Below are 12938 nucleotides of genomic sequence, written 5' to 3'. Positions count from 1 at the left end.
TAATTATCCCTATTTAAGTTGTATAATAAAATAATTAAGGGAGAAATTAATTTATGAAAAACAAAGTGTGATTTATAACAGGGGCAAGTCAAGGTTTTGGCCTAATATTTGTTAAAAAATTGTTAGAAAAAGGACATTGTGTTTTAGCAACAAGTAGAAGTCCAGAAAAAATAGTTAAAGAAATTGGTAAAAATGATAATTTATTAGCTGTAAAAGTTGATTTATCAAAACAAAAGGAACTAGATAAAGCAATGAAACAATGTTTTGATAAGTTTGGTTCAATTGATATTTTACTAAATAACGCGGGATATGGTCAATTATGGACATTTGAAGAAACAACTGATGAAGAAATTAGAAAGTGTTTTGAAATTAATTTTTTTGGAACTTTGAATGCGACTAGAGCAGCATTACCATATATGAGAAAACAAAAATCTGGACATATCTTTACAACCTCTTCAGTTTGAGGTTATGTAGGAGATCCATACATCTCTACATATGCAGCTGTTAAATTTGCAACTGATGGTTGAACAGAAGCTTTATGCCATGAACTTGAAAATTTAAATATCAGTGTAAGTTGTATAAAACCTGGAGGTTTTAGAACAAACTTTTTAGAAGCAACTTCAATGGTAAGTGGAGAAAGTAAAATTGAAGACTATAAAATAGCAAGAGATGCTTATTTTGATGGAATTGCCAAATTTAATAAACAACAAGATGGAGATCCAGAAAAATATTGTGAATTTATTATTAATTTAACTAATAAAGATTCAAAACCACCTCTTCATATTTTTACAGGTCGAGATGCTTATAAAAAAGCAGAAGATAAAATTACAAAATTAAAAAAAGATATGAAAAAATTAAAAAAAGAAGCTACAAATTTACATGTAAAATAAGGCTTTTCAAAATGAACATATAAATAAAAAAAAGATAACTAAATTTAGTTATCAAAATTATTTAATATGTTCATTTTTATTTTTTTGCTGTTCATTTAAAAGTCAAAGTAGTAATTATAAAAATTGTTATCAGTATTAATATTGCTCCAAGTACTGGTTGTCATGTAGCTGTAAAATCTCTTGATCCATCTCCAAGTTTTTGATGTCAATTAAACTCACTATCTCATCCATCCCCATTTCATCCTCTTGTGGCATATAAGAATATAAAGACTGCATATTTATGAGGAATAAAATATGTAAATATAATCATTCCTTTACTAGATTCAAAAGTCTCTGGGGGTAACATTATTCCTGATAAAAATATACTAAAAAAGTAAACCATCATAATCATTCCTTGCATTGAACCCACAGAACTAAATAATCCACCAAACATTGTAGCTAAAGCAATTGAAGTTAAAGTAATTAAAATCATAGATAATATTAAATAACCTCAATGAACATCTCCCAATAATTTTGCAAAAGTTGGTTGGTTGTCATTTAAAGCCAAACTATAAATTTCAGAAAATATTAAATTAAAGATCATCATTAATATAAATGCTATTATTCCAGCTATTAAATATACAAATCAAAGTGCTCCTATAAACATACCCTTTCTTATTCCTGTTATATCAATTCTTTTTAAGAAAACAGAGTTTTTCCATTCTACTACAGCTGGTGCTAGTAGAGTTAAAATTGTAAGACATGGCAATAATGTATAAGCAAATAGAATTGAATGACCTTGTCCAGATTTTTCTCCCATTATAAAGAAAAACATAATGTTAAAGAAAATTGGAACTACAATCATAAAAATTATTGATTTTGGTTCTTTAATGAAAGACTTAGAAAGTAACAGAGACAAATTATTAAAAATACTAATTTGTTTTTTAATATTTAAATCCTTTTGTTTTTTTAATTTATTCATTTTAAATTTCTCCTTTAAAAAACTTATCCATTAATGCTCTAACTGATTTGTGTTTTTTAATTGTATTAATTATTGAATCATCATAAAAAACTTTACTTTCTTTTATAATAATTAAACGATCACACATTTCTTCAACTTCTTCTGGATGATGTGAAACCAATAATAAAGTTTGATTAAATTCTTTCGTGTTTTTTGAAAAAAAATCAATTATTTTAAATTGTAACTCCATATCTAATCCTGTTGTTAATTCATCTAATATTATAATTTTTGGATTATTCATAATTGAAATCATTGCATTAAATCTTTGTCTTTGCCCTCCACTTAATTTTTTAAGAGGTCTGTCAATAAACTCATCAATTTCAAAAACTTTTTTAATTTTTTCTTCTCACTCTTTTGTTAATTTTGGATATACTGCTTTATAAAAATCTAACATGTTATGTGCTGTAATTCCTGTGGGTCAATTACCTTCTTGTAATTGAATCCCAATTTCTTGTTTAATATTATCTTCTAAGTAAATTTTAATCTCACCTGAATCTGGTTTTGAGAATTGAGCAATCATTTCAACTAAGGTTGTCTTACCACATCCATTGGCACCCATTAAAGCTACTTTTTGACCTTCTTTTATTTCTAAATTAAAATCTTTAAAAATTACTTTTTTACCAAAGGCTTTTGAAATATTATTTATCTCTATTAGTGTTTTCATTTGAATTCTCCTTATAAATACTTACTATAACATACTTTTATATTAAAAAAAATAAAGTAATGCTTAAAAACTTAGATTTCAAGGCTTATTAATAAAAAAAGTACTTTAAAAAGTACTTTTTTTATTAAAATTTGTAATAATTATACTTTACTAATACATATCTAATCTTTTTTGATGTCTACCACCTTCAAAAGTGGCATTAATTCATTCACTAATTATCATTTTTGCAAGTTCCAATCCTACAACTCTTGAGCCAAGGGATAAAATATTTGTATTATTATGCTCCTTTGAAAGTTTTGCACTGTAAGGTTCACTACAAACAACTGCTCTTACTCCTTCTATTTTATTTGCAGCTAATGATATTCCAACTCCTGTTCCGCAAAAAATAATTCCAAAAGTTTTACTTTTGCAAATAAAAATACAATTACTGATACTCCTCTTGAAAGAAGTATAAAGAAAAAGATAAACTAATATTTTACTTGGTGTATAAATTAACTAAATGTTCAGCTAAATCCATAATAATAATAGCACTTGTTAAGTGATCTTGGGAATGTATAAAAAGTAATGAAATATCTAACTTTTTACCACTTGCTTCTTTTGAAATTAAATCACCATGAATATTATGAACCTTATTTAATTCTATTTTAGCTTCTGAAATCAATTTTATTGCCCCTTCTTTATCACCATTTTTAGCTATATTAATTGCTGATAAAGCCAATGATTTTGCAGTTCCTGATGTTGCTATTAATTCCATGCTAACATTTATAATTTCTTCATTCATTTTATTTGTATTCTCCTAATTTTTCTATATCCTTATATTGAAATAATAAATCTTCAAGATATCATTTTTTATTTTCTTTTTTATAAACAAAAAAAGTAGAGTTCATTAATAAATCTTCATTATTTTCATTTTCTTTATTTCTAATATCATTAAAGTAAGTATTTGTAACTGAAAAAATAATATAGTTACTAGATGCTAAAGATTCAATTTTATATATATTTAAATATAACATCATTACCTTTTTGATAATCATAATAGACATTTCTTTTTTCTCTAAATTCTTTACATCTAGATATAAATTTTTCAGACGCATTATCTAATTCCTTACAAACCTCTTCATTGTTTTCTTGTATTACAATTTGATTATAATATTTTATTGTTTTATTTTTATATTCAATATATAAAAAGCCTTTAAAGGCAAATCCCCAAATCAAAATAATAAAAAGTAATATTGATAAAATAATTAGAATAAGTTTAATTCATCAACGCCATGGCTTTCCATTTAAGTAATTTTTCTGACTAACTTCTCTTTCATTTATTTTTTTCATAAACCTTCCCTAACTATTTTGTAGTAACTAAAACTGATTTATAATTTTTCTCACTGTTTTGATTTATAATTAATTGAATTAAAATATCAATAAGAAATATAAAAGATATTCTATTTCCTTTAATAAGTGATTTAAAGTGGTTATCATTATTAAAAATAGATAAATTTAAATTTGATAACTTTTTAATTGTATTGTTCTCAATTCCTGTAAAAGAAATTAAAAACATTTTTCTTTTATTTATCTTTTCAGCAACATAGATCAGCTGTTTTGTTTCACCAGAAAGTGAGAAAATTATAAATAAGCACCCAGGCTTTCCCGAATTAGCACTTATAAGAGTTTCTTGAATCACAGAGTCATTTGAAACGCTTGAATTAAATCCTAATCTTTGTAATTTTAGACAAAAATCATAACCAACACTATAAGTTCCACCCAAGGCAAAAATAAATATTTGTTTTGAGATCATTATTTTTTCAATTATTTCATCAATGTTTTTATCTCTAGTTCATATTAAAATATTATGTTCAAGAATTTCATTAATGTAAGCAATTTCTTTTTTTATTATCATGCTTAATTTTTCATTATCAATATTTTTATACTTACTATCTATTAAAATGCTATTTATATAGTTTTTTACTTCATATTTAAATTCGTTAAATGAGCTATAACCTAATCTTTTGATAAATCTAGTTACACTACTTGTAGAATGATTTATTTTTTTTGCTAAATCCCTAATATCAATATTATCCATAATCTCAATATTCTCAATAACATAATTTGCAATATTTGCATCAGATTCATTATTTACTCTTATTTTTTTTAATTTTGTTATTACATTTGACATAATTTTATCCCTTATCATCTTTGGATGATTTCTTTTAATCCAGTTATTGATAAATTATTATCTTTTGAAATTATTATATCATTTTTAAACTCTTTTTTAAATAAAGCTGCAATATGAATATTACTAAATAAACCACCTGTTGCAATAATTTGAGATTTATTTTTTTTATTTGAATCAATTATATCTTTATATTTTTTTACTCTATTAATCATTTGAATAATATATGTATATAATAAATCAATATTAAAATTAGTCTCATTAATTTCTAAAAGACTTTGATTAAATCTCTCTTTATAGAAAAATATTTTTTTATTAATTAATTTTGCATTTGAAAAATCAATATTGTTCAAATCATCTAAAGTTAAATTCATTTTTGAAATAATTAATTCAATATTGTTTGCACCATTTGATGAAGAAATACCATAAATTCATTTATCATTATATATTGGAAAGCAATAATCAAAGTCTCATATAGTATCTACAAATTTTGATGTAATGTATCTTATTCCAAGAGTCGTTCCTATTGATAATGAAATACTATTTTTATTAAAAGCAGATCCAATGGCAGCTGAGGCTCCATCAGAAATACCCAAATCTATTTTTAATATAAATTTTTTGAGACTGCATTCAAATATTTTTCTTTCGAGAATTAATTGTGGTAATAGTTCTTCTTTTAAGTTTATGCTACTAATTATTTCCTTACTAAAAACTCGATTTTTAGAATCAATCAATCCTAACCCAACAGCATCTGATATTTCAATTACTTTCTCACAAGTAAATTTATATAGAATATAACTTTTTAAAGTTGTTATTGAATTATAATTAATCTCACTAAATTTATTGATTTTATATATGGGTAAAAATTCTGAATTTACTAATTTATTAATTTTTCTATAAAAAATTTTTTTCTCTTCATTTAGTTTAAAGTCTACTTTTTCTAAAAAGGAACGACCTTTATCTATTTGATTATAATTCTCATCTAAAAATATTAATGTATGCATAGCAGAAGAAAATATAATAAATATATTTTGAGCGTACTTATTATTTAAAGATATAAAATATTTTTTTAAAAATTCAAACAGTTTATCTGCATAAAAGTAATTATCATTATCAAAATATATATGTCTATTTAAAAATGTAAGCTTCTCAATTAATTTTTTATGATTATACGTTTCTATTTTTAAATTGGTGGTTCCTAGATCAATAAAAACCTTTAGCATTAAAAAATTAATTTGAAATAATTTCAAGGATGAATTTCATTAATTAAAAATAAATATTTATCTTGTAGGGAACCTACTACATTTCTTAAACCATCATTTTTTATTTCTTGTTTAACAATTTGCAATTCACCTTTATATCTATTGTAGGAATTATTTGGAATAACTATAGATCCTATAGGTATTATATCACCCTTGAATTTTCTTGGTTTTATATCCATATCCTTAAATTCTACTCTTGTAATAGTACTTCTTAAAATATTTTGAGATAAATCACCTCTAATAAAATGATTATTAAAAGCTAATATTCTTTTTTCTTGCTCAGTAACACCATTTATTAAGTTAATTTTAAAATGTTTTTTAAAATCAAAGTGCCTCAGTATTGATTCAAAGTCATTTATATTTGCACATTGTGTAGAGATATAAATATAACTAGCATAATCATTTGATAATAAATGATTAACTTGCATTCCAATTTCTAAAAATCTATGCATCTCAAGAGTTGGTAGATTTTCACTAACATCCCAAGGTCCGTAGCTTTTATGATCTGTTATTGTAACAAAGGCTCCAATGTTAATACCCATAGATTTTATTTTTAAATTATATTTTTTAAATAACTCATAATCCAATCCAGAATACTTTTGAGGATAAAAGTTATGAAGCGCTTGTAAGTTCTGCTTATTGGCACCATAACTTATAATATTCTCAATTTGTGCATTAAATGTTGAAGGATTTAGCTCAATTTTAATATTATAAGGATTATAAGTTAAATTTGCTTCAAAAAAACCATTAAATTGATCATCCAAGCGTAAACAATTGATTCCTAGCTCATAAAAATATTTTAAGTCTGGATTTTTATAATTAATATTAGCTGTATCAAATGTAGATTTATTAACATCAATAGTTACAGTATAATTTCTTTTTTTTGCTTCTATTATAGTTTCTTTATATTTTTTTAAAAGACTTTGATCTTTTTTTTCAATAACTCCAATAAAATTTATAAATAATAAGTCAAATGAATATTTACTTGCAAGTTCCAAATATGAAACTATTTCTTCAAACTTAAGTAACTCTGGATAAATAGAAATGCCTAATTTATTTTTTAATTTAATCATATATTTGACCTCTAATTATTTTATATAATTCTTTTACCTTTTTTATGTTAGTCTCTCCGCTATTTTTATCAATAATAGAATTATAAACATGAGGAATAACTAATTTAACTCCAGCATTAATTGCAATCTTTAGTATCTCTTCAAAATTATTTAAATCAATTCCTCCTGTAGGTTCTAAACAAAAATTATTTTTTCCACAAGCATCAGCAACAATTTTATACTCTTGAATAGTTGAAAGACCATTCATTGGAAAAAACTTTATTGAGTCTCCCCCCATATCTTTTATAATTTGTATTGCAGTATTAATTTCAACAATGGCATCCTCATTATGAACTGATGAACTTAATGGTCCAGTATTTATTTTTACATATCCAGGTCTACCAGTTGGAGAAACAAGACAATTTATAAAGGTATTATTATTTTCAAAATTATTAATTGACAGACCCACACCAGTAAAAACCTGATTAGTATGTGCAGGATTTATTTTCTTGGTTAATCTTGCTACCATGTAGGATTGCTTTGGATTTCCAGATCCTAAACCAATACTTATCTTATTATTTGTTTCTTTTTTTCATTTTATCATCTCACTATAAGCGGATTCATCATCTTTAAAATTTTTTGATAAAATACCAACAACTACATTTCCATCCGTAGCATCAATAATTTCTTTTGCATTGTTTATATCTTTTGCTAAGACATTCAAGCATACTCTATTTTTATAAAACTTTATTTTTTTATTATTCATATTTATTTCCCCTCTAAAAATAATGAAATGGAATCATTAATAATATTTGCTTCTTTAAGATTTATATTTCTAATGTCAATATCCAAATAACCTTGATTGGCAAAATAGTCTCTAAGATAAATAGCTACATCACAACTTTTTAAATATTTTGACAGCTGTATTGCACTAACTTTATTATTGACTATCTCAAAGCGTATTCTTTGAATACCTCTTGTATCGATATTTTTTTTACATTTTATATTTTTATTTAAATTAAATATTTTAAAATATGATTCAAAATCAATATTTTTATTAATTTTATATTTTTTTAAAGCCTTCAATAATCCGAAAATATTTTCTTTCCCTATTTTCATTGTTCTGCCAATAATCTCTTGATGTCTTTTAATATTTTCAATGAGTTCTTTATTTTTTCCAAAAACAAAACCAGAAGTTGGACCTTCAATTGCTTTAGATCCCGAAAAAATAACAACATCTATATCTTTTTTTGAATATTTTAAAATATCTTCTTCAGCAGCACAATCAACAATTAGTGGAACAGTATTTTTTTTACATAATTCAATAACTTCATCTAATGAAGCCATATTTTTTTGAACACAATGATGGGATACTATATAAAGTACTGCAACTGTATTCTCACTTATATAATATTGATAATCTTCAACATTACATTTATTTGCATATCCTGCCTCAATCACTTTTGTATTAACTAAATTTAATAAGGACTCAATTGGAGCACCAAAATCAATATTATGACCCTTAGCTAAAATTATCTCTTTCTTTACAGGAATAATTTTATTAACATCATAAATTTTATTTTTATATATTGCTGCGCTTGCTGCTAATGTTATACCAGCAGAAGCAGAATTAACAACACAAACATTTTCAGTTTTAATTATTTTTTTTATTTCATCATTAATGTAATTTTTAAATTCTGACATAATAAAAAAATTATTTCCTGCATATTCCATAGCTTGAGCCACTTCTGAATTAAATTTTGAGACTCCCAAAATAGTCATTCTTCCATCAGCATTAATTACTTTTCTAAATTTATTTATCATTATTATTCACCTCATAAAATTTACCTTTTACAATAACTGCAACAGGAGTTATTTGCTCTTCTATTTTTAAAATATTTTCCCTTGAGTCAATCTCTAACTCTTTATTTTTTGTAATTTTAAAAAATGTTAAATTTGCAATGTTTTTATTTTTTATTTCTCCCATTTTTTTAATTTTGAAATAACCATATGGTTTTTTTGTAACTCTTTCAATGATGTCACTTCATTTCATACCGATTTTTTTAAATTTATTCATTGTTACAGCAAGAGATTTGACTTTATTATTTTTAATATTTGTTTCATAAATATCTGTACTTATAATGTCAGGAATAAAATTATTTTCAAAAGCTCCTTTAGCACAATCAAATATAAAACTTTCATTTCCATGTCCAACATCAAATAATATTTTTTTTCTTATTGCATTCTTTAAATTATTTGTTAATGTAAAATCTTTATTAAAAATTGAATTATTCTTATAATTAAAAATATGTGTAATTATATCTCCCTTTTTTATTAATTTTACTATTTCAAAAAAACTTGGAGGTTCATTACCTATATGAATCATTAAGGGTTTTTTTATATTTTTATTTTTTCTGATATTAGAAAAAATTGATAAAGAATCTATACCAGTATTTAGTGTAACAGAATTACTCATTCTAGCTTTGTAACCTACAATAAAATTCTCATACCTTTTATTATAATCAATTTTAATATCCCTTAAATCTGATAACTCTGATTGTCTATAAATTCCCTTTTGAGAAATATTAAGTAGTATTTTTAAATTTGTAATATTTTTTTTATTAATTCCTCACATTCTTTCAATCCCATTAATTCCAACGCTTCCTGCATCTATTACTGTTGTTACTCCTTTTTTATATCCAATTTCATCGATAATAGAACCATATAATTTATTTTCATTATCACAATGAACATGACTATCAATTCAACCATAACTAACATATGTATCTTTATCTAAATTTATTTCTCTAAATTGATTCTCTTTAAATCTTAGAGGTTTTTTTAAAAAGATTAATCCCTTTAATATATATATATCTATTAAGTTGTTATTAATATCTTTTATATTTAAAATTTTTAACATTACTTAATATCTCTTACCTTATTTAATAAATAATCTTTTAAAAGAATAACTTTATTAATTATTTTCGCATTGAAAGTACTTTGCAATTTTTTATGTTCTTTTTTACTTATTTCATTTAGTGTTCTTTGCGACTCTAGATATCAAATATTTGTAGGGTATCTTCCATTGTTATTTTTTGCTCTAATAAATATTTTTGTTAGAACAGTTTGATTAGAATTTATATTAGCAATTTCTAAACATTCACCTTCCTTATACTCAGTAATTATATAATTTTTTATATTATCTTTTGTATCAGCAATATTTAAATTAATTCCCCTTTTTAGTTTTTCTTTTTTAAAGTTTTTTGTTTTTAAATTTAAAAATAAATATTCTAAAAACTCTTCTCAGAATTCACAATTAGTTAAGTCAATTTTAAAGAAAACCTCCGATGAAAAAACTCTATTTATTTCAGAGATATTGTTTTTAAATAAAACACTTTCAAATTTATTGATTTGTTCTAGTCTCATTTTTTTTATCCTTTTTTAATTCTTTAAATTTATCAATATTAAAAATAATTTCCAGTCCAGTAAAAAGAAGTAGGAATGATCATATTACAAATCCGATAATACTATTCAATAAAAGTCCCGCCATAAAAAATAATATGAAATAAATAATTCATTTTATAGCACTAAATTTTTTTCTGTTAGATCCATAAATAAAAGATGCTATTACTAAAAAACTTAAGCCAAATAATAGCATGGTTGAATTGTTATTTCCAAATAAATTTTTAGTACCACCTCACTCTTCTCAAAGAATTGTAAAATATATTACGTATAAAATAATTGTAAGAACTGCTAAAACAACAACCCAATTATTACAATATTTCTTTAAATCCTTCTTTTTTTTGATTATTGAATCTTCATTTATTTTTTTCATAATTTAAAAAATCCTTTCCTTAACTTTATTTTGCTTTAATAAATAATACATATAATTTAATCATCATGGCAAATAGAAACTTATAAAAATAATTAATACTATCATGGGAAGAAATAATGCCACTAATCAGCTTATACCAATAAATAATACAAATCCTATAATTCCAATAAATAAATTTCTACCCTTTAATTTCCCTTCACATTTTTTATAAGTAAAAACAGAAGCTAATCAATTAGTAAAACTTAATAAAGTGAAAATTATTAATAAAGTAAATGTATTCACCTATAAAACTCCTGACTCACTATCTAATTTTTCCTTTTTTAATAAAAATCTATCATATGCTAGTGTAAATGGAAATCAAATTAGAATTGATGATGCTAATACAATCAATGCAGCTATTGAAGATTGCCATTGATTACCACTTGCAAAAAATGCTCCCAATGGTCCTGGCATTGTTCAAGGAGCCATTGTCACTCAATGAATACCAAATGTAATTTGTAATAAATATCCGATTGTAGCTGATACAACTGGTCCCAATACAAATGGAACCCACATAAATGGATTTAATAATATTGGTAAACCAAATAATATTGGTTCGTTAATATTAAATATTCCTGGTACAAGACTTGTCCTTGACATAGATTTTAGTGTAGCAGATTTAGACATTATTGAACCAACAATAACAAGACCTAAAGTATTTCCCGCTCCACCTACCTGGGCAAATCATTGAAAGAATGGTTCTATAAAATAGTTAGGAATCTTCTCACCATTCTTAAATGCTTCTTGGTTTTCTTCCAAAGCAATTATTCAAAAAGGTCTCGTAATGGATTGAACAAGGGAACCTCCATGAATTCCAAATCATCATAAAAATACAATTAAAAATATAATAATTAAAGCTCCTAATAAATTACTTACTAAAAAGTTTCCCATTGGTGCTAATGCATCTTTAAGAAAATTTGCTAAATCAAAACCAACAATGTATCTAATAAAACCTATAATCAAAGCTCCAAAGAAAATTGGAACTAGTGCTGAAAAGGAATTACTTACAGCATCTGGAACTTGTTTTGGTAATCTAATAGTTATTCTATATTTAAGACAAACTCTATAAATCTCTACACAAATTGTAGAGGAAACAATTGCAACAAAAGCAGTTGAACCTCCTAAATCTTTTATATTAATTCATAATCCACCTTTTAAAATACTAAAAGATACACCTGTTTTATCTAATAATTCCGCTAATTGAGCTGCTTCTTGTTCAGAAAGAACAGTTACGTTCAAAGATAGTGGTAATATTCACATTATATATCCCATTGCTCCTATTACAGCACCTTGAGTTGAACTTAATCTGCTTAACCTTGCAAGTTCAGAACCTATACCAATTGCCATGTAAAGAGCCATAATACCAAAAGTAAATCTGTTAATTAGATCAAAAGCAACTTTTAATTGCTGTGGAAAAAGTGTAGATAATAATTGTCCATCTCCAGTCCCTATTGGAATACTTGAAATAATTAAAAATACACTTCCTACTAAAATAAATGGTAATGCTGCCATTATTCCATTTCTTATACCTAATAAATGCCTTTGAGTACTAATTTTTCCAAAAAATGGTATTAATTTATTATTCATTCAAATTTTGAACTTTGAGTCCTCTTTTGAATCTTTACCTTTTGAGCCCATTATATACTCTCCTTATTTTTTTCTCAAAATTGTGCAATAGAATTAAGATTAAAATACTGAGCATCAATTTGAATCATTTTGATTTTTCCATCAACATCTTCTTCAAGTTTTGAATACATATGCTTGATTTGTGGTGATACAAGCAATATTGAGTAATCTTCTAAATAGTCTAATCAACTTGTATCAGTCATTATGCCTTTGGCTTCAAATTCAATATAACCATTAGCACATTCATTTAATTTTTTTGCAATCATTGTAGTTGAAATACCACCACTGCAAACTAATAAACCTTTTTTCATATAATACCTCCAATGATATTTTAAAGGAAAAAATTTTGATAATATTCTTATATTTATGAAAATATTTCCAATAATAAAAATAAAAAACTAAT

General features: G+C 24.2%; 17 protein-coding genes and 1 pseudogene. 1 reads left to right on the top strand and 17 read right to left on the bottom strand.

Annotated elements, in window-relative coordinates; all coding sequences use genetic code 4:
- Positions 1–53 precede the first annotated feature (53 nt).
- Entirely contained in the window at positions 54–890 is an 837-nt protein-coding gene (locus tag AAHM84_RS01520) for an SDR family oxidoreductase (protein WP_342259151.1), read from the top strand.
- A 76-nt stretch (positions 891–966) separates the two neighbouring features.
- On the opposite strand, the gene AAHM84_RS01515 is transcribed toward AAHM84_RS01520, so the two are convergent.
- From AAHM84_RS01515 to AAHM84_RS01435, 17 genes and pseudogenes are all read right to left on the bottom strand, one after another.
- Positions 967–1851 (bottom strand): ABC transporter permease, encoded by an 885-nt coding sequence (locus AAHM84_RS01515; RefSeq protein WP_342259150.1) that lies wholly within the window; start codon positions 1849–1851, stop codon positions 967–969.
- 1 nt (position 1852) lies between these two features.
- Positions 1853–2554, bottom strand: coding sequence for an ABC transporter ATP-binding protein (locus AAHM84_RS01510; protein WP_342259149.1), 702 nt, complete (start codon positions 2552–2554; stop codon positions 1853–1855).
- 150 nt (positions 2555–2704) lie between these two features.
- Positions 2705–2959 (bottom strand): annotated as a pseudogene (locus AAHM84_RS01505) (RpiB/LacA/LacB family sugar-phosphate isomerase); the annotation flags it as partial.
- A 70-nt stretch (positions 2960–3029) separates the two neighbouring features.
- Positions 3030–3335, bottom strand: coding sequence for a PTS lactose/cellobiose transporter subunit IIA (locus tag AAHM84_RS01500; RefSeq protein ID WP_342259148.1), 306 nt, complete (start codon positions 3333–3335; stop codon positions 3030–3032).
- A 1-nt stretch (position 3336) separates the two neighbouring features.
- The gene (locus AAHM84_RS01495) at positions 3337–3567 is read right to left on the bottom strand and encodes a hypothetical protein (protein WP_342259147.1); all 231 of its coding nucleotides are present in this window, start codon (positions 3565–3567) and stop codon (positions 3337–3339) included.
- Complete coding sequence (locus AAHM84_RS01490) at positions 3545–3883, bottom strand: hypothetical protein (RefSeq protein WP_342259146.1); 339 nt, start codon at positions 3881–3883, stop codon at positions 3545–3547. The genes AAHM84_RS01495 and AAHM84_RS01490 overlap by 23 nt, the downstream gene beginning before the upstream one ends.
- Before the next feature lie 13 nt (positions 3884–3896).
- Complete coding sequence (locus AAHM84_RS01485) at positions 3897–4724, bottom strand: MurR/RpiR family transcriptional regulator (protein ID WP_342259145.1); 828 nt, start codon at positions 4722–4724, stop codon at positions 3897–3899.
- Positions 4725–4735: 11 nt separating this feature from the next.
- Complete coding sequence (locus AAHM84_RS01480; RefSeq protein ID WP_342259144.1) at positions 4736–5971, bottom strand: FGGY family carbohydrate kinase; 1236 nt, start codon at positions 5969–5971, stop codon at positions 4736–4738.
- Complete coding sequence (locus AAHM84_RS01475; RefSeq protein WP_342259143.1) at positions 5944–7056, bottom strand: MupG family TIM beta-alpha barrel fold protein; 1113 nt, start codon at positions 7054–7056, stop codon at positions 5944–5946. Before AAHM84_RS01475 ends, AAHM84_RS01480 begins: the two co-directional genes overlap by 28 nt.
- Positions 7049–7801: a 2-dehydro-3-deoxy-phosphogluconate aldolase gene (gene dagF, locus AAHM84_RS01470; RefSeq protein ID WP_342259142.1), complete on the bottom strand. Its 753-nt coding sequence runs from the start codon at positions 7799–7801 to the stop codon at positions 7049–7051. Before dagF ends, AAHM84_RS01475 begins: the two co-directional genes overlap by 8 nt.
- A 2-nt stretch (positions 7802–7803) precedes the next feature.
- Positions 7804–8859 carry a PLP-dependent transferase gene (locus AAHM84_RS01465; RefSeq protein ID WP_342259141.1) on the bottom strand — a complete coding sequence of 352 codons (1056 nt, stop codon included), beginning with the start codon at positions 8857–8859 and terminating at the stop codon, positions 7804–7806.
- Positions 8849–9955 carry a hypothetical protein gene (locus AAHM84_RS01460; RefSeq protein ID WP_342259140.1) on the bottom strand — a complete coding sequence of 369 codons (1107 nt, stop codon included), beginning with the start codon at positions 9953–9955 and terminating at the stop codon, positions 8849–8851. Before AAHM84_RS01460 ends, AAHM84_RS01465 begins: the two co-directional genes overlap by 11 nt.
- Entirely contained in the window at positions 9955–10461 is a 507-nt protein-coding gene (locus AAHM84_RS01455) for a hypothetical protein (RefSeq protein ID WP_342259139.1), read from the bottom strand. The genes AAHM84_RS01460 and AAHM84_RS01455 overlap by 1 nt, the downstream gene beginning before the upstream one ends.
- Positions 10439–10870 carry a hypothetical protein gene (locus AAHM84_RS01450; protein WP_342259138.1) on the bottom strand — a complete coding sequence of 144 codons (432 nt, stop codon included), beginning with the start codon at positions 10868–10870 and terminating at the stop codon, positions 10439–10441. Before AAHM84_RS01450 ends, AAHM84_RS01455 begins: the two co-directional genes overlap by 23 nt.
- Before the next feature lie 3 nt (positions 10871–10873).
- Positions 10874–11152 carry a hypothetical protein gene (locus AAHM84_RS01445; RefSeq protein ID WP_342259137.1) on the bottom strand — a complete coding sequence of 93 codons (279 nt, stop codon included), beginning with the start codon at positions 11150–11152 and terminating at the stop codon, positions 10874–10876.
- Positions 11153–12547 carry a PTS sugar transporter subunit IIC gene (locus AAHM84_RS01440; protein WP_342259136.1) on the bottom strand — a complete coding sequence of 465 codons (1395 nt, stop codon included), beginning with the start codon at positions 12545–12547 and terminating at the stop codon, positions 11153–11155.
- Positions 12547–12846, bottom strand: a complete 300-nt coding sequence (locus AAHM84_RS01435; protein WP_339033383.1) for a hypothetical protein — start codon at positions 12844–12846, stop codon at positions 12547–12549. Before AAHM84_RS01435 ends, AAHM84_RS01440 begins: the two co-directional genes overlap by 1 nt.
- Positions 12847–12938 lie beyond the last annotated feature (92 nt).

The organism is Spiroplasma endosymbiont of Dioctria linearis, from assembly GCF_964030865.1.
Classification (GTDB): Bacteria; Bacillota_I; Bacilli_A; order Mycoplasmatales; family Mycoplasmataceae; genus Spiroplasma_A.
Note: the sequence above shows the minus strand (reverse complement) of the source record. Positions and strands in the feature narration are given on the sequence as shown.